This is a genomic window from Actinotignum sp. usb-actsch-rep-73 (assembly GCF_059082735.1).
The window spans coordinates 37,393-57,503 of the sequence record NZ_JBHNPV010000073.1; the positions used below are offsets into that span (position 1 = coordinate 37,393).

Annotated in this window: 17 protein-coding genes; all 17 read left to right on the forward strand. The window is 55.7% G+C overall.

What is annotated here, in order from left to right; genetic code table 11:
* The first annotated feature begins 3 nt into the window (after window positions 1–3).
* The 17 genes from AC5RE1_RS05965 (at window position 4) to dnaE (ending at window position 20,032) form a co-directional block, all read left to right on the forward strand.
* The gene (locus AC5RE1_RS05965) at window positions 4–1,764 is read left to right on the forward strand and encodes a peptidoglycan D,D-transpeptidase FtsI family protein (protein ID WP_006681687.1); all 1,761 of its coding nucleotides are present in this window, start codon (window positions 4–6) and stop codon (window positions 1,762–1,764) included.
* A 40-nt stretch (window positions 1,765–1,804) separates the two neighbouring features.
* Window positions 1,805–3,211: a UDP-N-acetylmuramoyl-tripeptide--D-alanyl-D-alanine ligase gene (locus AC5RE1_RS05970; RefSeq protein ID WP_006681686.1), complete on the forward strand. Its 1,407-nt coding sequence runs from the start codon at window positions 1,805–1,807 to the stop codon at window positions 3,209–3,211.
* Complete coding sequence (gene mraY, locus AC5RE1_RS05975) at window positions 3,208–4,293, forward strand: phospho-N-acetylmuramoyl-pentapeptide-transferase (protein ID WP_006681685.1); 1,086 nt, start codon at window positions 3,208–3,210, stop codon at window positions 4,291–4,293. Before AC5RE1_RS05970 ends, mraY begins: the two co-directional genes overlap by 4 nt.
* On the forward strand, window positions 4,290–5,714 hold the full coding sequence (gene murD / locus AC5RE1_RS05980) for a UDP-N-acetylmuramoyl-L-alanine--D-glutamate ligase (RefSeq protein ID WP_006681684.1): 1,425 nt from the start codon (window positions 4,290–4,292) through the stop codon (window positions 5,712–5,714). Before mraY ends, murD begins: the two co-directional genes overlap by 4 nt.
* Window positions 5,715–6,998 carry an FtsW/RodA/SpoVE family cell cycle protein gene (locus AC5RE1_RS05985; RefSeq protein WP_006681683.1) on the forward strand — a complete coding sequence of 428 codons (1,284 nt, stop codon included), beginning with the start codon at window positions 5,715–5,717 and terminating at the stop codon, window positions 6,996–6,998.
* Between the two features lie 5 nt (window positions 6,999–7,003).
* Window positions 7,004–8,119: a UDP-N-acetylglucosamine--N-acetylmuramyl-(pentapeptide) pyrophosphoryl-undecaprenol N-acetylglucosamine transferase gene (locus AC5RE1_RS05990; protein ID WP_006681682.1), complete on the forward strand. Its 1,116-nt coding sequence runs from the start codon at window positions 7,004–7,006 to the stop codon at window positions 8,117–8,119.
* Window positions 8,120–8,179: 60 nt separating this feature from the next.
* Window positions 8,180–9,517, forward strand: a complete 1,338-nt coding sequence (gene murC, locus AC5RE1_RS05995; protein WP_050998829.1) for a UDP-N-acetylmuramate--L-alanine ligase — start codon at window positions 8,180–8,182, stop codon at window positions 9,515–9,517.
* Entirely contained in the window at window positions 9,489–9,629 is a 141-nt protein-coding gene (locus AC5RE1_RS06000; RefSeq protein WP_165544437.1) for a hypothetical protein, read from the forward strand. The genes murC and AC5RE1_RS06000 overlap by 29 nt, the downstream gene beginning before the upstream one ends.
* Before the next feature lie 121 nt (window positions 9,630–9,750).
* Window positions 9,751–10,563 carry a cell division protein FtsQ/DivIB gene (locus AC5RE1_RS06005; protein ID WP_006681680.1) on the forward strand — a complete coding sequence of 271 codons (813 nt, stop codon included), beginning with the start codon at window positions 9,751–9,753 and terminating at the stop codon, window positions 10,561–10,563.
* A gap of 127 nt (window positions 10,564–10,690) precedes the next feature.
* Window positions 10,691–11,956: a cell division protein FtsZ gene (gene ftsZ / locus AC5RE1_RS06010; protein WP_006681679.1), complete on the forward strand. Its 1,266-nt coding sequence runs from the start codon at window positions 10,691–10,693 to the stop codon at window positions 11,954–11,956.
* A 3-nt stretch (window positions 11,957–11,959) separates the two neighbouring features.
* Window positions 11,960–12,724, forward strand: a complete 765-nt coding sequence (locus AC5RE1_RS06015) for a purine nucleoside phosphorylase YfiH/LACC1 family protein (protein ID WP_006681678.1) — start codon at window positions 11,960–11,962, stop codon at window positions 12,722–12,724.
* A 180-nt stretch (window positions 12,725–12,904) separates the two neighbouring features.
* Window positions 12,905–13,375: a cell division protein SepF gene (locus tag AC5RE1_RS06020; protein WP_006681677.1), complete on the forward strand. Its 471-nt coding sequence runs from the start codon at window positions 12,905–12,907 to the stop codon at window positions 13,373–13,375.
* A 10-nt stretch (window positions 13,376–13,385) separates the two neighbouring features.
* Window positions 13,386–13,694, forward strand: a complete 309-nt coding sequence (locus AC5RE1_RS06025; protein WP_006681676.1) for a YggT family protein — start codon at window positions 13,386–13,388, stop codon at window positions 13,692–13,694.
* A 281-nt stretch (window positions 13,695–13,975) separates the two neighbouring features.
* Window positions 13,976–14,617, forward strand: a complete 642-nt coding sequence (locus AC5RE1_RS06030) for a DivIVA domain-containing protein (protein ID WP_006681675.1) — start codon at window positions 13,976–13,978, stop codon at window positions 14,615–14,617.
* Window positions 14,618–14,790: 173 nt separating this feature from the next.
* Window positions 14,791–15,339 (forward strand): signal peptidase II, encoded by a 549-nt coding sequence (lspA, locus tag AC5RE1_RS06035; RefSeq protein WP_006681674.1) that lies wholly within the window; start codon window positions 14,791–14,793, stop codon window positions 15,337–15,339.
* On the forward strand, window positions 15,332–16,249 hold the full coding sequence (locus tag AC5RE1_RS06040) for an RluA family pseudouridine synthase (protein WP_006681673.1): 918 nt from the start codon (window positions 15,332–15,334) through the stop codon (window positions 16,247–16,249). Before lspA ends, AC5RE1_RS06040 begins: the two co-directional genes overlap by 8 nt.
* A gap of 231 nt (window positions 16,250–16,480) precedes the next feature.
* Window positions 16,481–20,032 (forward strand): DNA polymerase III subunit alpha, encoded by a 3,552-nt coding sequence (gene dnaE, locus AC5RE1_RS06045; RefSeq protein WP_103633634.1) that lies wholly within the window; start codon window positions 16,481–16,483, stop codon window positions 20,030–20,032.
* Window positions 20,033–20,111: the final 79 nt, after the last annotated feature.

Here is a 20,111-nt window from a genome sequence, read left to right on the forward strand (position 1 = left end):
CGTATGACTCAGCGTTTTGGGCGATCTCTTGCCATCCTCATCATTTTCTTCTTCGGCCTGATGGCCTGTGCGATCCGCTTAGTCGATTTACAGATCATCAAGGCGCCCATGCTTGCAACCGAAGGTGAGGCCGTTCGTACGTCGCAGACGGGCATCGCCGCTAAACGAGGCTCAATTACCGACGCGACGGGCACGATCCTCGCGGACTCGATTCTGACCTACGACATTGCCGTTAATCAGATCAACTTGCGTTCTTATGTTCACTCAGAAACGACGAAGGAAAACGGGGTTGAAAAGACGAAGGTTGTGGGACGAGGCCCGGTCGAGGCCGCCCGCCAGCTGGCTCCGCTTCTGCACATGAGTGAAGCTGAGCTTGGCGGCTTGTTTTTGGGTGACTCGACCTACACGTATGTGAAGCGCAATGTTGATGCGGTGACGTATCGAGAGATTCGTGCTCTGGATATTTACGGCATTGAGTGGGAAGCCACCTACGAACGGACGTTCCCCAATGGGAATGTTGCTGCTCCGGTGATTGGTACGGTCAATGCTGAAGGCGTTGGCTCGTCGGGCATGGAATCGCAGTTCAATACGTTGCTGACGGGCACGCCTGGCTCGCAGCAGTATGAGATTGCTCCGAATGGTGCGATTATTCCTGGCGCGAAGAAGACAACGGTTGAGCCTGTTGACGGTGGTTCCCTGCAACTGACGTTGCATGCTGACTTGCAGCATCTTGTTCAGGACATGCTGGATGCTCGCGTGGAGCATCACAAGGCCGAATGGGGCACCGTTGTCGTTGAAGATGTGACGACCGGTGAAATTTTGGTGATGGCGGACTCTGAGTCGACTATCCCAGATAACGCGAATCCTCAGCCTGTGGCTTCGGTGCAGTATACGGTCGAACCTGGTTCGGTGGGCAAGGTGGTGACGTTCGCGGCCGCGTTGGATGCGGGGACGATCACTCCCACGTCGGTCTTTAATGTGCCCTATTCTTTGGATCTTCCCGATGCGGGTGGTCCGATTACAGACTTCCACGAGCACGATGGTGAAACTCTCACTGCGACGGGTATTTTGGCTGAATCGTCGAATACTGGCACCGTTCTGGTTGGTCAGACTCTGTCGAATGAACAGCGCTACGACATGATGAAAGCCGTTGGCTTTGGTGACCTGACGGGCGTGGAGCTTGCTGGCGAAACGACAGGTATTCTTCGTCCTCCAAGCGAGTGGGCGGGCCGTGATCAGTATGTGTCGATGTTCGGCCAGTCCTATTCGGTTTCACCGCTCCAAGAGACCTCGTTCATGGCCACAATCGCGAACGGTGGAGTCCACATTCCTCCCCGATTGGTCAAGTCGTGGACGAACGCTGACGGGACCGTTGAAACCCCCGAAGAGCCCAAGCCAACGCAGGCCATGAAAGCTGATACGGCGCAGAATCTGATGCTGATGATGGAGTCCGTCGTTGAAGATCATCTGGGTACTGCAGGGGCTGCGAAGGTTGATGGGTATCGCGTCGGTGTGAAAACCGGTACGGCAGATATCGTCGTCAACGGTCAGCATGGCATTGTGTCGACGACCGCCGGCCTGCTTCCCGTTGAAGCGCCTCGGCTTGCTATCTCTGTTGTTCTTTACAATCCTAAAGTTGCCTACATTTCCTCTGATTCCTCGGCGCCACTGTTCGGTGAGGTCGCGCAAGCGTCAGTGCGTAATCTAGGTATTCCAGCTTCGACGACGCCGGCAACGCTGTTCCCGACGACGCCGACTAACTGAGACGATGAAGTGAAGTCGTATGAATCGTAGAGGAAATAGCATGTACAGGTTAGCTGGGTGGATTGCTGAAGCAGTTGCAGGAACCCTGAACGGTGCTGACCGTCAGGTTGTGATGAACCGTGTTGTTACAGATTCGCGCTTGGCGTCAGCTGGTTCAGCGTATGTCGCACGAATCGGCGAGGCCACCGACGGGCATGACTACGTCAAACAGGCCGTTGACAATGGTGCGGTTGCACTGATCGTTGAACACCTCGTTGATGTTCCCTCGTCCATTGCGCAGATTATTGTCGAGGATTCGACCTACGCTTTGGGTCGCCTTGCCCATGCTCACCTTGAAGACTTGCGTGAGCGTTTTGGGCTGGATGTTATCGCGATGACCGGCTCGGCTGGGAAGACGACAACGAAGGATCTGCTTTTCCAGATTATGAGTACTGATGCTCCCAGCGTTGCCCCTCAGCTCTCGTTCAACAACGAGGTTGGACTTCCTCTGACGGTTCTTCAAGCTGATGAAACAACCCGCCATCTGGTTCTTGAAATGGGTGCGTCTGGCATCGGACACATCAAGTATTTGACAGATATTGCGTCGCCGGATGTTGCCATTGAACTGATGGTTGGTCACGCTCACCTGGGTGGCTTCGGGGGAGTCGACGGGATTGAAAAGGCGAAGGGGGAGCTGATTACAGGTTCGCGCCCCGGTGCTCCGGTGGTCTTGAACTACGACGATCCGCGCGTCATGAATATGACGAAACTGTCGACAGGTCCGATTACGACGTTCTCGCCATCAGGCAAAGAGGGAGCCGATTTCCGTGCTCTCGACGTGGACGTTGACCACCTTGGCCACGCACACTTCACGCTTGAAGCCCCCGGTGGTCGTGGCCTCGTGAATCTGAATATCGTTGGCGTGCACCACGTGGCGAACGCACTGGCCGCCATCGCTGGCGCGGTACAGCTTGGTCTTGAACTCGATCAAGCGATTCGTGCGATCAACGAGGCTCGGGCGCTGTCTCCGCACCGAATGGATGTCGTTGAATTAAGCATTGACAGTATGAAAGTCACGATGATTGACGATGCCTACAATGCGAACCTCGATTCCATGAGAGCCGCTTTCGCTACGCTCACTTCGATCGGTGAGGGGCATACGAAGATCGCTGTTCTTTCCGAAATGCTTGAACTCGGCGACGAGTCTGCTGACATTCACCGCCAGGTTGGTCTGATGGCGAAAGATGCCGGAGTCGAGTCGCTGATTCTGTTGGGTCAAGACGGTCCCTATTACGCCGAGGGTGCTGGTGACACCATCGATGCGGAACACGTCGGTAGTGTTGATGAGGCTGTCACGGCTGTTTGTGCGAAACTGAAAGACGATTGTGTGATTCTTGTGAAGGGATCCTTGTTCTCATATTCGTGGAAGGTAGCGGACCAACTCCGCGAGAAGGGAGTCCAGCGATGATTGGCCTTATTGTCGCCTTCGTCATTGCACTGGTGATTTCCCTGTTGGGAACCCCTTTGCTGATCCGATTCCTGATCGCTCACCAGTACGGGCAGTTCATCCGTCAGGACGGACCGACCCAGCACTTGACGAAGCGCGGTACACCCACAATGGGTGGTCTGGTTTTCATTCTGGCAACCATTATCGCGTGGGTGATTGGGGCGTCGATCGCAGGATCCGGACCCTCGTGGTCCGGATGGACTCTGGTTGTTCTCTTCGCAGGTCTTGGCTTTATTGGCCTTTTGGATGACGGCATCAAGATCATGCGTCAGCGCTCCCTTGGTCTGCATCCGACCGGGAAAATTATCGGTCAGATCGCGGTTGCCGCAGTTTTCGCGTGGATGTCACTGACCCGCCCCAATGCCTATGGGACAACGCCGGGTACGCTTCACCTGTCCTTCATTCACCTGTCACCCATCACGCTCGGGTTTGCTGGCCTCGGATTGGGGGTTGTCCTGTATTTGATCTGGACGAACCTGATTGTGACCGCCTGGTCAAACGCGGTGAATCTAACCGACGGCCTCGATGGCCTTGCCACGGGCTGTTCCATTTTCGTTTTCGGCGCATACACGTTTATCGCCTACTTCCAGAAGATTCAATCCTGCTTCCCGCAGGGGCAGGCGACAACTCTCTGCTATCCGACGCGTGATCCTCTGGACCTTGCAGTTTTCTGCGCCGCGATCATCGGTTCGCTTGCTGGCTTCCTCTGGTGGAACGCTTCGCCCGCTCAGATCTTCATGGGGGATACGGGCGCGCTGGCACTCGGTGGTGCGGTCGCTGGCCTGTCGATTCTGACGAACACCGAGTTCATCGCAATCGTGATTGGTGGACTCTTCGTTGTCATCGTGATGTCCGACGTCATCCAGATTTCGGTCTTTAAGGCAACGCATAAGCGTGTCTTCCGCATGGCACCGTTGCACCACCACTTCGAGTTAAAAGGCTGGCAGGAAATCACGATCGTGATTCGCTTCTGGCTGATTGCCGCGTTGTTTGCAGTGGCCGGTGCGGGCATTTTCTACGCTGACTGGGTGACAACGCTGTGAGTGATCGTTACGCCGTCATCGGCCTGGGCAAATCGGGCAAAGCAGCAGCAAAAGCTCTGTTGAAGCGCGGGTACGAGGTTCTTGCTTTCGACCAGCGTTCCGGTACTCCCACAGACGAATTAGGTATTGACGTTCATGTTGTTCCCGATGCTGGGGATCTCGCCTGCGCCGTTATTGACGCTGGTGTTGACACGATCATCGTGTCTCCAGGAATTCCTGCGCACGCCCCTATCTTTGAACGCGCTCAAGCTGTCGGGATCCCGATCTGGGGTGAAGTTGAATTGGCGTGGCGTCTTCAAGAGCAAGGCCCCCATGCGGGTCGCCCCTGGCTGACTGTGACGGGCACGAACGGCAAGACAACGACTGTGGGCATGCTTGCGTCAATTCTTCGGGCCAACGGTGACGACGTTCTTGAGGTTGGCAATATTGGCACCCCCATCACCGAAGCAATCGACTCAGATGCCAGCGTCTTCGCTGTTGAACTCTCCAGCTTCCAACTCCATACCTCCTACACGATTTCGCCTTTGGCGTCCTTGTGCTTGAATGTGGATGCTGACCACCTGGATTGGCATGGAAGCGAAGAAGCATACGTTGCCGATAAGGCGCGCGTATACGAGAACACTCAGGTTGCCTGCATCTACCCGGCCAATGACCGAGTGGTTGAAGCGATGGTTGAAAACGCAGACGTTGTGGAAGGGGCGCGTGCCATTGGGATCACGCTGGGCTCGCCTTCGGTGTCGCAACTGGGCATCGTTGAAGGTGCGCTTGTTGACCGCGCCTACGTTGAAAACCGGCACCGTGAAGCTGCCCACCTGGGTGATTTGAGCGATTTGAGCACGGTCTATGGGGAGAGTCTTTCCCCGGCTGTTGTGATGGATGCTCTTGGCGCGGCAGCACTTGGACGCGCATACGGTGTGCGTCCGCATGCGGTTCGTGATGGCCTGCGCGTTTTTTCTCCAGCAGGACATCGCAGAGCTGTTGTCGGGCAAGTCGCTGATGTCACGTGGATCGATGATTCGAAAGCGACGAACGCCCACGCTGCCAAAGCATCCCTCTATGGGCTTCCTCCTCACTCGGTTGTCTGGATCGTTGGCGGGGACGCCAAGGGACAGGACTTTACCGACCTTATTCGCGACGTTGAGCCGGTTCTGCGCGGTGCGGTGATCATCGGCGAAGACCGTTCGGACCTACTCAAGGCTTTCCGTGCGAGCGCACCCAATGTTCCGGTCGTTGACGTCGGTGGCCATGAGGATTGGATGTTCTCCGTCGTCAATGAGGCTGTCGCTCTTTCGCGCCCCGGTGATTTTGTTGTTCTTGCTCCGGCCTGTGCGTCATGGGATCAGTTTGATAACTACGGTCAGCGTGGCGACGTGTTTGTGAACGCTGTTGAACGTTTGCGTGACCAGTGGAGTGCCAAGTAGATGGCGAAGATCAAGAGCGCCATTGATAGTGTGATCCGTCGTCTTCCGCGTTTTGTTTTTGGTGCGGATGATGAACACTATGAGATTCAACCACTGACGACGTACTACATGATTATCGTCCCCACGGTGGTTCTGACTATTTTTGGTTTGATGATGGGCTTTTCAGCTCAATCGGTGACATCAATCGCCAAGGGCGCCAACCCGTACATGGCGTATTTGCGTCCCAGTGTCATCATTGTCATCGCCCTGATCATTGCCTTCGTTGTTCATAAGATCCCTCGCCATATTTTTGTCCGTTTTGCTCCCCATGCTTTCGGGCTGGGATTGATTGTTCAGGCGATGGTCATTACCCCTCTTGGCCGTTCTGAAGGCGGCAACGCGAACTGGGTGTATTTTCCCGGTATTCCCGTCCTTGTTCAGCCGTCAGAGTTCTTGAAACTCGCTTTGATCGTCTTTCTTGCTTTCATTTTGACCGGACCGAATAGGGATTTTTCAAACTGGCGTCAGATGAGTGTTCTTGCGGGGCTACCCGTGGTTGTCACGCTGATCGACGTCATGCTGGGTCATGACTTGGGTACGTCAATGATTGTGACGGCCGCCGCCATGGGAGCATTGTGGATTGCTGGTTTGCCGAAGCGCTGGTTCGGATACGCGTTCGTCCTAGCTGTTCCGCTTTTGGTGTTCTTGGTCATTCAGAACCCGACGCGTCTTCGTCGAATCTTGGTTGTTCTTCCGGGTTTTGCTCCCAAGCGTGATTTGTCTGCCCCCGAACAGATTGATCATTCGCTGTGGGCTTTTGGCTCCGGTGGTGTTTCTGGACTGGGTCCGGGGGCCTCGCGTGAGAAATGGAATTATCTGCAGGCGGCACACACGGACTTTATTTTCGCCATCGTTGGTGAGGAGTTCGGATTGATGGGTACGTTGGCAGTGCTTACGGCTCTTGCTTTGTTGGTGTGGGGAATGTTCCGACTGGTTCGTTCAACGTCCGACCCGTTTGTCGCTATCGTCGCTGCCGGTGTGGCAACGTGGATCGGCTTCCAGGCTCTCGTGAATATTGCCTCGGTTACTCAGCTCGGCCCGGTTATTGGTGTCCCACTGCCTCTTGTGTCCTATGGTGGATCATCGTTCCTGTTCACCGCGCTGGCCATCGGCGTTGTCGCGTCCTTTGCGCGTAGTGATGCTGGTATGACTATGTGGAGATATTCTGATCCTGCTACTCGTCGTCGTGATCCTCGGGTTACTCCGAAGCTTCGACGAGCAGGTGGATCCAAAGCTCGAAAGTAGGCAACATGTTGGGCAAAGTCGTTTTGGCTGGTGGCGGTACCGCTGGGCACGTGAATCCGCTGTTGGCCACGGCGACGGTTCTTGCCAAACGTGGATATGACGTCGAGGTCCTTGGAACAGCTCAGGGCTTGGAATCAGATTTGGTTCCCGTTGCAGGGTTTCCTTTTCATGTGATTGAAAAGGTTCCTTTCCCACGTCGACCTTCCCCTTCGATTCTCACTTTCCCATTCCGCTGGCGTAAAGCAGTGAACCAGTGTCGTCTGGCGATTCGTGATGCTGATGTGGTTGTCGGCTTTGGCGGATATGTTTCAACTCCCGCGTACTGGGGCGCACGAGGCGCCGGCGTCCCGATTGTCATTCATGAACAGAATGCCAGGCCCGGATTGGCAAATAAGGTGGGGGCGCGCTACGCCAATGTTCTTGCGTTGACGTTTGCGAATACTCCGTTGAAGGCACGCAGGGGCATCACGCAAGTAACGGGTCTTCCTTTGCGTCCTGCTATCGAAGAGCTTGCGTTGGCGCGCCAAGATGCCGACGGTGTCCGTGTTGCGCGCGAGCGTGGGGCGAAGAACTTGGGCGTAGACCCCAAGAAGACGACCCTTCTTGTTACCGGCGGATCTCTTGGAGCTCTCCACCTGAACGATGCCATGATTGATGCGCTTGACGACTTGCCTGACAATGTGCAGGTGATTCACTTGACCGGCAAAGGAAAAGACGCCCCTGTGCGGAGCAAGGTTGACGAGTGTTCGGTGGGCGATCGCTACCTGGTTCTGGATTATCTGACGACCATGGAAGATGCTCTTGCCTGTGCAGACTTGGTTGTCTGTCGTTCGGGTGCAGGAACGGTTGCCGAGATGACGGCTCTGTCGTTGCCGTGCGTGTATGTTCCGCTGGCTATCGGTAATGGCGAACAGAAGCTGAATGCGCATGACCATGTTGCCTCTGGCGGAGCGCTCTTGGTTGATGATGCGTCATTCAACGCAGATACGGTGCGACAGAAGGTTTTCCCGCTACTGACTTCACCGGAACTGTCCGCTATGGCGACAGCATCGGCAGGATTAGCAAAGATCGATGCTGCCTCGCGTTTAGCTGACCTGGTTGTTTCACAGATCGCGCGCTAGGGGGAGAACGTGGAACCTATCGAAGGACACTTCCATTTCATCGGTATCGGTGGAGCGGGAATGAGTGTTGTTGCTGAACTGCTTGCTGCGCGTGGCGCGCGGGTGACTGGTTCAGATTGTGCCGATTCGGATGTTCTTGCGCGTTTGAATGAAAAAGGAATTCGCGCATTCGTCGGCCACGATGCCACTCATGTTGATGATGATGCGACGGTTGTTGTGTCAACTGCGATTCGTGAGTCGAACCCAGAGCTGACCAGGGCGCGTGAATTGGGGTTGGATGTCATTCATCGTTCGCAGGCGTTGGCGCTTGCTGCCAGTGGAATGCGTTTTGTTGGCGTTGCCGGCGCCCACGGGAAGACGACTACGTCTGGGATGATTGCGGTTGGTCTGCGTGGGGCTGGTCTGGATCCGTCGGTCGCGGTGGGTGGAATTGTTCCGCAGTTTGGTTCCGGTGCGCATTTGGGCACGTCGGACGTGTTTGTTGCCGAAGCTGACGAGTCTGATGGCTCGTTCTTGAACTACACTCCGTCGATCGAAGTTGTCACGAACGTTGAGCCCGATCACTTGGATCGCTATGGGACGCGCGAAGCGTTCGAAGCTGTTTTCGTTGACTACGCAAAGTGTCTGGTTCCGGGTGGTCTTTTGGTGTGTTGCGCTGAAGACGCGGGGACTGCCCGCCTGAGCGAGTCGGCGCGTGAGCTGGGTATTCGCGTGGTGACCTACGGGCGCTCCGATAAGTCCGTGGTGGATGCTGACGTGACGATTTGTGATGTAGAGACGACGCCTTCTTCATGTCGTGCACGAGTCAGCTACGGCGATATCAGCGCGGAGCTTTCCTTGGGTGTTCCGGGCGTGCATAACATTCTTAATGCTGTTGGCGCGTGGATTGCCGGCGTGGAGCTTGGCGTTGAACCTGGCCTGATGGCTTCGTCGCTTGCTGGTTTTACGGGGACAGCTCGCCGTTTTGAGCTCCGTGGAACTGTGGGGGACAGGCGCGTTTTTGATGATTATGCGCATCATCCGACAGAGGTTTCTGCCGCGATCGAACAGGCGCGATTGGTTGCCGATGGCGCTGATGTGACCGTGGTTTTCCAACCTCACCTGTATTCGCGTACGCGCTTATTCGCGGATCGTTTCGCCAAGGCGTTGTCGGGCGCGGATCATGTGGTTCTTGCGGATATTTATGCTGCTCGCGAGGATGATGATCCCGCCGTGACTTCCGCTCTGATTGCGGATCAGATTAAGGGCGCTGAGTGTGTCCACGATATGCACGAGGCCGCCCGAATCGGAGCGCGTCAGGCTGGTTCGCGGGGCGTTCTGATCACGATGGGTGCTGGTTCAATCACCCAGTGTGCAGATGATGTTATCGATGAGTGGCAACGCATGGATGCCTCGTGAAGCCACCTCAGCCGCGTCGAACGCCACCCGGATCGACTTCTACGCAACACCAGACGACGTCCACTTCTCGCTTGTCGTCAAAGGGATCTGCTACCCAAAAGTCTTCTTCTGAAAAACCTCCATCACGTCCGGTTGTTGCCCGACCAAAGCGACCGCATAGGGATACTCCAGAGTCTGGGCAACCCCCAGAGCGTCAACAGGCAGCACACAAGCGAGGGGCAAGGAAATCTTCGTTGCGTTCTGCTCGTGTCACACTTGCCCGGCCGGTGGGGCAGCAGGATGCCGCTGCTCTCTTAGGTGGTGAAAAGCGCAACGAGCGTTCTGAGTTTGATCTGCGTCGCCAAGAGCGAGCTCGGGCGCGTCGGATTCTCTGCATCAAGACGATGGCAATGATTGCTGCGGGACTAGCGTTTATCGGTGGTTTGGTGTGGGTATTGCTGTTTTCGCCTCTGCTTGCTTTGAGCGCGTCATCGGTGCACGTTGAAGGCGCAGATGAAACCTTGATCACCGCGGAATCAGTTCTTTCGTCAACTGCGCCGTACGTGGGCACCCCGTTACCTAGGGTTCCGACTGCGGCGATCGCTGAATCCATCGAATCGAATGTTGTTGTCGCTTCAGCTGAAGTGGAGCGACAGTGGCCAACGGGTTTGGCAATTACAATTACTTTGCGAACTCCTGCGATGATCGAGGGAAGTGCGGGCGCGTTCCGCCAGGTTGACGATGAGGGAGTGAGTTTCGCTGATGCTCCTACGTTGATCGAGGGGCTTCCATTGGTGAGCCTCCCGGAGACTGATGAAGAACGAGCCGAAGCGGCCTCGGATGTTCTTTCCTTGTGGTCAAACCTGTCTGAGGCAACAAAAGCGCAGGTTTCGGGTGTGAGTGCCGATGGTAAAACTCTGTCGTTTACGCTGACCAACGGTGCCCAAGTGAAGTGGGGAACTCCTGATGATGGGGCGCTGAAAGCACAGGTTTTGGACGTGCTGTTGGCTCAAAGGAGCGTCCGTGTGTATGACGTTTCATCGCCGACTCATCCTGTCACGTCATAGTCGATTGTTCGTTCAGCGTGTCGCCTTGAAGAAGGTCTACTCAATCCCTAGCTTTCTTCCGAACGAGAGCAGGGTGAAGTTGAACCTTCAACCTGAAGTTGAGGGTTTGATATAGAAAGAGTGACCAATGGACGAACCTCAGAAGAACAAGGCCATAATCAAGGTCGTTGGCGTCGGCGGTGGTGGCGGAAATGCTGTCGATCGCATGATCGAAGCTGGCATGGGTGGTGTCGAGTTCATCGTTGTGAACACGGACGCTCAGGATCTTCTTCTGTCGAACGCTGATATCAAGATCGACATCGGTCGCGAAATTACCCACGGCTTAGGTGCAGGTGCTGACCCTGAGGTCGGACGTAAAGCAGCCGATGACAATGTTGACCTGATCGCTCAGGCTCTCGAAGGCGCTGACATGGTGTTCGTTACCGCAGGTGAAGGCGGTGGTACAGGCACCGGCGCAGCCCCAGTTGTTGCGCGTATTGCTCGCGAACAGGATGCGCTGACCGTGGCTGTCGTCACCCGCCCGTTCTCTTTCGAGGGCAACCGTCGTGCATCCATGGCAAATAAGGGCGTCGAAGCGCTTCGTGAAGCCGTCGACGCTCTGATCGTCATCCCGAACGATCGTCTACTTGAGATTCAGGATGAAGATTTCCCGATCACCAAAGCGTTCGAAGCGGCAGATCAGGTTCTGCACTCCGGTGTTCAGGGCATTACCGATCTGATTACCATCAACGGCATGGTCAACGTCGACTTCAACGATGTGAAGTCGGTGATGAAGGATGCCGGCTCGGCCCTCATGGGTATTGGCCAGGCAACCGGCACAGATCGCGCAGTCGACGCAGTCGAGCGCGCAATCTCCTCGTCGCTCCTCGAATCGACAATCGATGGTGCGCGTGGCGTCCTCCTGTTCTTCCAGGGCGGCTCGAACCTGTCCCTGCAGGAAACCGCACGCGCATCGAAGCTTGTTCAGGAATACGTCCACCCCGAAGCCAACATCATCTTCGGTGCGGTCATCGACGAGACACTGGGCGACCAGATCATCGTCACCGTCATCGCCGCTGGCTTTGACGAGCAGGATCCGCAGACCGACATCGCGTCGCGTCCCAGCGTTATCGGAACCCAAACTCCCGCGCAGTCCACGACACCTGTTGCTACCCCGGCTCCCGTAGCTGCTCCGCAGGAAACTCGCGCGCTCGGTGAGGTTCCGTCCGCTCGCCCAGCCCATCGTGCACCTGTCCAGGTGCCGACCCGTACGGCAACGATTCCAGTTGCTACCCAGCAGCCGGTGCAAGAAGCTCCCTCCGTCGCAGAGGAACCCTCTTTGGAAGTTCCTCGTATCTTTGATGAGGAATCTGAAAGCGCAGCGGATCTGGATATTCCGGACTTCCTGCGCTGAGCGATGCTCACCCAGCTCAACGGTGCCTCGATCCATCTCGTCCAGGCGGGTCGAGGCACCGCCTCGTTAAGGAACAATGTTGCGCACCACGTGGGTGACGACTTTCAGCTGGTGAAGGAGCGAAGGCAGCTTCTTGCCAGCGAGTTTGAGCGCCCGATCCTCTGGATGAATCAAACCCACTCTCATGTGATCGGCCTCGTCGTCATGACAGCAGACGGGCACCCAACGTTGAATCTCGATACCCACACGTCGACGCTGAACCTCAGCGACCCGATGGACACTATTGAAGCCGATGGCGTCATCATCGATGCGCGAGGCTGGCAGGACGCTCCCGGGATTGCAGTCATGACAGCGGACTGCCTACCGATTGTCCTGTCAACGGCGGGCGGAACGATCGTGGCAGCCGTGCACGCCGGAAGAAAAGGCTTGTTCGACGGCATCATTACTCGAGCAGTGACTCTCATGCGTCGTCTTGCTCCAAGCCATGACATTGAGGTGTATATTGCTCCCGCAATCTGCGGTGACTGCTATGAAGTGCCCGCCCAAATGCGTGACGAGTGCGCCGTAGAGCGCCCTGAAAGTGCCTCGCGTACATCGTGGGGAACGCCCGCTCTTGATCTTCCGCGCGCAGCTCAAGCAGAACTGCGAGCGCTTGGGTGTACCCGCATTGAAATTGACCCGCGATGCACTCTCGAAGACCCCACGTTGCACTCCTATCGGCGTGACCGTGAGTGCGGTAGGAATGCCACAATCATTTTCCCGGCGTAGGGCATGTGTTGACCGATGCAGGCAGTGGCATGTCGCGCGGTGATAAAGGCTCTTGAGTCCCTTGCGGCAGGGGCGTAATCGGAATTATCCACTCTGTTTTTTCGACATACCGGCAAGGTTGCGCCGTAACGGACAGCGCGGGCATTAACGTTGCAGAGCCGACACAATCAGGAGGACACAATGGCGGATGGTTTCGGAGCTCGAGCTCGTAAGTTCATGGGCTGGTACCCGGCTGACGAAGTCGAGGATGAAGCCCAGGATTTTGATCTCTACGAAGATGAAACTACGTACGAGACTGAAATTCCGCAGAAAGAGATTTCCTCCGTCGTCACCCCTCTGCACCGTGAGGACCTTGAAGTGAAGACAACGTCTGACCTTTCGCGCATCGTCACCGTCCACCCGACCGCATACTCGGATGCTAAGACGATCGGCGAAGCCTTCCGCAACGGAACGCCCGTCATTATGAACGTCACTGATATGCGCGAAGAAGAAGCACGCCGTCTGATTGACTTCGCAGCCGGCCTGACCTTCGCTCTTCGCGGTGGTTTTGAGCGCGTGACCAACCGCGTCTTCCTGCTGTCGCCCGCAACCGTAGAGGTCACCGGCGATGTGATTGGAAGCCGTCGCGGAACCCTCTTCAACCAGGGCTGATTAGCTTTCGATGACAGCACTTGTATACGCCGGCTGGGCGATTTACTGGCTTGCGAGCATCTACCTGCTGTTCGCGTTCATTCGACTGGTCTTTGATTGGCTTGAGTTTCTTCTGCCGAACTTTAGACCGCGCGGAATCCTGCTTGTTATCGCGAATTTCGTGTACGTGCTGACAGATCCGCCGATTCGATTCCTGCGTCGAAGAATTCCGCCACTGCGCATCGGTGCCGGTTTGTCGCTGGATCTTGGATTCTTGATTGTTTTTGTCGCGCTGATCGTGTTGCAACGAGTAGGAATTTCTCTGGCAACAATTGGCTGACTTCGTGGGTTAAAGGTCGCTGATGTTGCTGGTCAAACGCTGTTATTTGACCGCAATGGTTGTTTTGAACCGTTGGAGAGGTGCCTGACTGGCCAAATCTCGCACGCATAGATTGTGAGTAATGTGTCATGTCATGTGTTCATTGTTGCGTGTGTGACTATTGAGTCAGATATGATAATCCATGATGTGTCGATGGACAGTTGTCCGGCGACTGTCCTGATGCGCAACCGACGTCAATCGCTTGGGATCGCATCGACCCGACGATATTGAGAGGCGAACACATGGCTCTGCTGACTACAGAGGACGTTCTTAACAAGAAGTTCCAGTACGTAAAGTTCCGCGAAGGTTACGACCAGGTTGAGGTTGACGAATTCCTTGACGAAGTCGTTTCGACGATCTACACCCTGAACGTCGAGAATCAGGATCTGAAGGAAAAGCTTGAAGCGGCCGAGCGTCGTATCGCCGAGCTCTCCTCCGGTGCTGAAATTGTCGAGGCTCCGGTTGCCCCGGCAGTCGAGGTCGTAGAAGAGGCTCCTGCTCCGGTTGAACAGACCGTTGAGGAGGCTCCGGTTGCAACCGTCGTCGAGACCCCTGCCGAAACCGTAGCGCCCGTCGACACCGAGTCGGCTGCTTTTGCTACCAACATGCTTACACTTGCTCAGCGCGTCCACGACGAATACGTGCGCGACGGCAAGGAAGAATCCGAGCGTATCATCGCCGAAGCTCACGCCAAGGCCGACGAGATCGTTGCAGACGCTCAGAACCAGCACGAAACCATCCTTGCGAAGCTTGACGAAGAACGCACTCGCCTTGAGGGCACCATTAACGAGTTGCGTTCCTTCGAGTCGGATTACCGCTCGTCGATCCGTGGTCACCTCGAGACCCTGCTCTCCCAGGTCAACCCGGACACCCAGCAGGACTGATCTTTTCATCAGATCTGATCTTCACATCGGTTAAATGGCGGTGGTACCTCTCAGGACCACCGCCATTACCATGTGAAAAGCTAAGAACCATCATCCTTGGCTAGCAGATAGGGCCTCGGGGCGCCTTCACTACGATAAGGCAAACACAAAGAACCCAGAAAGGAGAACCTGACATGAATACCTCCCAGTCAAAGTCTCGCTATGTTATCGCGGGAGCGATTGCGATTGTCGCAGTGGTCCTCGATCAGGTGACGAAGTTCTGGGCGTTGTCAGCATTAGCTGATGACACTCACCCGATTCCGATTATCGGCTCGCTGCTTTCTTTCCAATTGCTTCATAATTCGGGTGCCGCGTTTTCTTTGGGAGAAACGTCCACGTGGGTTTTCACCGTCCTCTCGGTTGTCATCATCGGCATCCTGATTGTTGGACTGAGTCGCTCTGTGCGTGTGAGCGCGGCGGCCTGCCTTGGTCTTCTGGGTGGCGGAGCGATCGGTAACTTGATCGATCGTCTGATCCAGCCCCCGGGCATCGGCGTTGGACACGTCGTTGACTTCATCAACTACAACGGCTTTTTCGTTGGCAATGTGGCTGATATTTGGATTGTGATTGGCGCGATTTGGTTGGCGTGGGAGTTTTCCCGTGATGGAGCGTTCTCCGGTGAAGACAACGCAGATGATGCACCTGTCGTGAATTCATTGAGTGACGAGGCCGCGCATGAGTGATACGCGTTTGCTTCCTGTTCCTGACGCGCTGGTAGAAGAACGCGTTGACGTGGCTCTTGCTCGCATGCTCGGGATGTCGCGTGCGCAGTGTGCGGGGCTTGTTGAAGATGGAAACGTCCTGATTAACGGCGTGGTTCCTTCAAAGTCGACCAAGCTCGGTGCGATGGATCTGATTGAAGTCACTATCCCAGCGCCCGATACAACCCCACCACCGGTCACCGGCATGGACATTCTTTACGACGATGATGACGTGGTTGTCGTTGATAAGCCCGTGGGCGTTGCTGCGCATACGGGGCCAGGCTGGAGTGGCCCGACGGTTCTTGGAAACTTGGAAGCGGCCGGTTATCGCATTACCTCGTACGGTCCCCCCGAGCGCCAGGGGATTGTGCACCGTCTCGATGTGGGAACATCGGGGGCGATGATGGTGGCGAAGTCAGAGCTCGCCTATTCGGTGATGAAGCGCGCGTTCAAAGAACGAACCGTGACGAAGATTTATCACGCGGTCGTTGCCGGTCATATGGATCCGCCGTCGGGCACGATTGATGCTCCTATTGGTCGCCACCCGTCGCGGGAGTGGCGCATGGCCGTCATCGATGGTGGGAAGCATGCGGTGACGCACTATGACACGTTGGAACTGATGGCGGGGGCGTCTCTGCTGGAAATCCATTTGGAGACCGGGCGAACCCACCAGATTCGTGTTCACACCGCGGCAGTGGGGCATCCGTGTGTCGGAGACGTTTTCTATGGGGCTGATCCAAAGAAGGCCAAAGAATTGGGCCTCGTGCGCCAGTGGTTGCATGCCGTTGAACTGACGTTTAACCACCCGCGTACCGGTCTGCCCACAACTGTTCGCTCACCCTATCCCGCTGATCTGCAAGCGGCTTTGGAATCGTTGAGGATCGCCGACTGATACCGCAATCATCGTAGCGGGCACCGGCAAACCACGCCGGCATGTTGTGTACTGAAAGCATATCCATGCACCCCTCACGGGTGTGCAATCTTTGGTCGCCTGATGAAGAAGGCAGGTGCGTCAATACGCCGAAAACCGCTGGTCGAGGTTGTGAATCTGCGTGATTTCAAGGAAAACTCTCACGCTCCTTCCGGGGTGCTTAATCACCCGATGACGGCTACCATCAAGACCATGGCTGATTCCTTCGTTCACTTGCACAACCACTCCGAGTACTCGATGCTTGACGGCGCAGCAAAGACGAAGGCGATGGCTGAAGAAGCGGCTCGTTTGGGTCAGCCCGCTATTGGCTTGACCGATCACGGCTACTTGTTTGGCGCATACGACTTCTACTCGAACTGTAAGAAGGCCGGGGTCAAGCCGATTATTGGTTTGGAAGCCTATGTGACTCCCGGTACGTCGCGTTTTGACCGTCAAAAAGTGCGATGGGGAGAACCCTGGCAAAAGAGCGATGACGTGTCGGGTTCGGGTTCATACAACCACCTGACGCTGATCGCCTATTCAACCGAGGGCATGCATAACCTGTTTCGCCTCGGTTCCTACGCCTCAACTGAAGGACAGTTTGGCAAGTATCCTCGCGCGGATAAGGAACTACTCTCTCAGTTCCACGAGGGCTTGATTGTGTTTACCGGGTGTCCTTCGGGTGCTGTTCAGACGCGTATGCGCCTTGGCCAATGGGACGAGGCAGTTCGTGAAGCAGCCGAGCTCCGCGATATTTTTGGCGCAGAAAACTTCTACGTTGAGCTCATGGACCACGGCATCGAAATGGAACGTCGCACCCAGCTCCAGCTACTGGAATTGGCGAAGTTGATGGATGCTCCGCTTGTCGTGACGAATGACGCCCACTATGTGAAGAAGGAAGACCGTCAGATCCAAGACGCTCTTCTCTGCATCAACTCCGGTTCGCGTATTTCTGACCCCGATCGATTCAAGTTTGATGGCGACGGCTACTACATTCGTCCCAGTGAAGAAATGCGCGAGCTGTGGAAGGAACTCCCACAGGCGTGCAACTCGACTCTGGAAATCGCTGAACGTTGCGAGGTGCACTTCACAACCACCGATGACGGCGCAAACTACATGCCCGACTTCCCGGTGCCCGAAGGCGAAGACAAGACCTCGTGGTTCATCAAAGAGGTTGAAAAGGGCCTCAACTATCGTTTCCCGAACGGTATTCCCGACGATGTCCGTAAGCAGGCGAAATACGAAGAAGATGTCATTATTTCGATGGGCTTCCCCGGTTACTTCCTGACGGTGGCAGACTACATTAACTGGGCGAAGAGCCAAGGTATTCGCGTTGGACCTGGTCGTGGTTCGGGCGCAGGATCAATGGTTGCCTACGCCATGAAGATTACAGAGCTGAATCCTCTTGAACACGGTCTGATCTTCGAACGCTTCTTGAACCCAGAACGTATCTCGATGCCCGACTTCGACGTCGACTTCGACGAACGTAGGCGAGATGAGGTCATTCAGTACGTCAAGGCCAAGTATGGCGAGGATCGCATTTCGCAGGTTGTCACCTACGGCACGATTAAGACAAAGCAGGCCCTGAAAGACTCTGCCCGTATCTTGGGTAAGGACTTCAAGGTGGGCGAGCAACTGACGAAGGCTCTACCGCCGTCCATCATGGGCAAGGACATTAGCGTTCACGGCATCTTTGACAAGGACGACAAGCGTTACGCCGAAGCTGTCGAGTTCCGTAAGTACTACGAAGAAAACCCGGAGACTCACGAGGTCGTTCAGTACGCGCTCGGTCTTGAAGGTTTGACCCGCCAGTGGGGCGTTCACGCGTGTGCGGTCATCATGAGTTCGCATACGCTGACCGACATTATTCCGATTATGAAGCGCCCCCAGGATGGCGCGATCATCACTCAGTTCGACTATCCGACGTGTGAAACACTCGGCCTGCTGAAGATGGACTTCCTGGGTCTTCGTAACCTGACGGTCGTCTCGGACGCGCTGGAAAACATTGCGCTGAACGGCAAGGAAGAACCGGATCTGGAACACCTGGAGTTCAACGATCCAAAGACATACGAACTCCTGTCTGCCGGTGAAACACTGGGCGTTTTCCAGCTTGATGGTGGCGGTATGCGCGACCTTCTGAAGCTGATGAAGCCCGACAACTTCGAAGATATTTCCGCTGTCGGCGCCCTGTATCGTCCAGGTCCGATGGGCGCGAATTCGCACACGAACTACGCGCTACGTAAGAACGGGAAGCAGGAAATTACGCCGATTCACCCCGAATTGGCTGAGGCACTGGAATCGATTCTGGGTACGACCTACGGCTTGATCGTGTATCAGGAACAGGTCATGCAGATCGCGCAGAAGCTGGCGGGCTACTCACTTGGCCAAGCAGATATTCTGCGTAAGGCAATGGGTAAGAAGAAGCCCGAGGTTCTGGCAAAGCAGTTCGAGGCATTCCAGCAGGGAATGCTGGACAACGGCTATTCGAAGGAATCAATCCAGGCTCTCTGGGATGTCGTTGTTCCCTTCTCCGCCTACGCATTCAACAAGGCACACTCGGCCGCATACGGTTTGGTGTCCTACTGGACCGCGTTTTTGAAGGCGAACTACAAGACGGAGTACATGGCGGCTCTGCTGACGTCCACGAAGGACAACAAGGACAAACGTGCGCTCTACTTGGCTGAAGCCCGACACATGGATATCACGGTTCTTCCCCCCGACGTCAATGCGTCGCAGGGTAACTTTGCGCCAGACGGTGAAGCGATTCGTTTCGGTCTGAACGCGATCCAGAACGTGGGAGCGAACGTGGTTGAAGCCATCGTTGAGACCCGAAAGGAAAAGGGCCCGTTTACTTCCTTCCAGGACTTCTTAGACAAGGTGCCTCAGGTTGTGTGCAACAAGCGCACGATTCAGTCGCTGATCCGTGCAGGTGCGTTTGACTCGATGGGCTACACGCGTCGTGCAATGCTGTCGTGTTGTGACGAGGCCGTTGAAGCAATCACCGATGTGAAGCGTAACGAAGCGATTGGTCAGTTCGACCTGTTTGGTGCGTTGGGTATGGATGCCGGCGCTGATAGCGGTTCACATGCCCTGGGAGTCACTATTCCGGATATCCCTGAATTCGACCGCAAGTTCAAGCTGTCTCAAGAACGCGAGATGCTTGGCTTGTACGTGTCGGATCATCCGCTTCGTGGCATTGAAGGAGCGCTGGCTCGCTATCAGGATCACGAGATCGCGCAGGTCGTCGGATCTGAGGATTCAATGTCGAATCAGACAGTGCGTATCGCGGGTCTGATTTCGAATGTTCAGACGAAGGTGACGAAACAGGGTAGTGTGTGGGCCGTTGCGACCCTCGAGGACTTGTCGGGGTCGGTTGAAGTTCTTTTCTTCCCGCGTTCTTACGAGACGATTTCAACGCATCTTGCCCAGGACATTGTGGTTCAGATTGAGGGTCGCGTGAATGTCCGCGATGAGGGCATGTCGATTTATGGCCAGTCGATGACGATTTTGGACTTGCGTGAGGACGGCGATACTCCGCTGGAGCTTCAGCTTCCTGCAACGCGGTGTACGGCGGAATTGCTGGGCGAGTTGAAAGATGTCCTTCAAGCGTTCCCAGGTGATTCTCCTGTTCGTTTACATATCCGCGAGCGCACGGGCACGACGATCGTTGAGTTGGATCAGCGTTTGCGCGTGTCGCCGACGGGACCGTTCTTCTCACATGTGAAGGCTATCGTGGGCATCGACGGAGTCCTGAGCACGCACTGAGCTACTTCGGGGTGCTCGTGCTAAAAGGACGAGGCCGCCCAGCGTTGTTGGTCGTTTCTCGTGTGTCGGGGTCGAATGA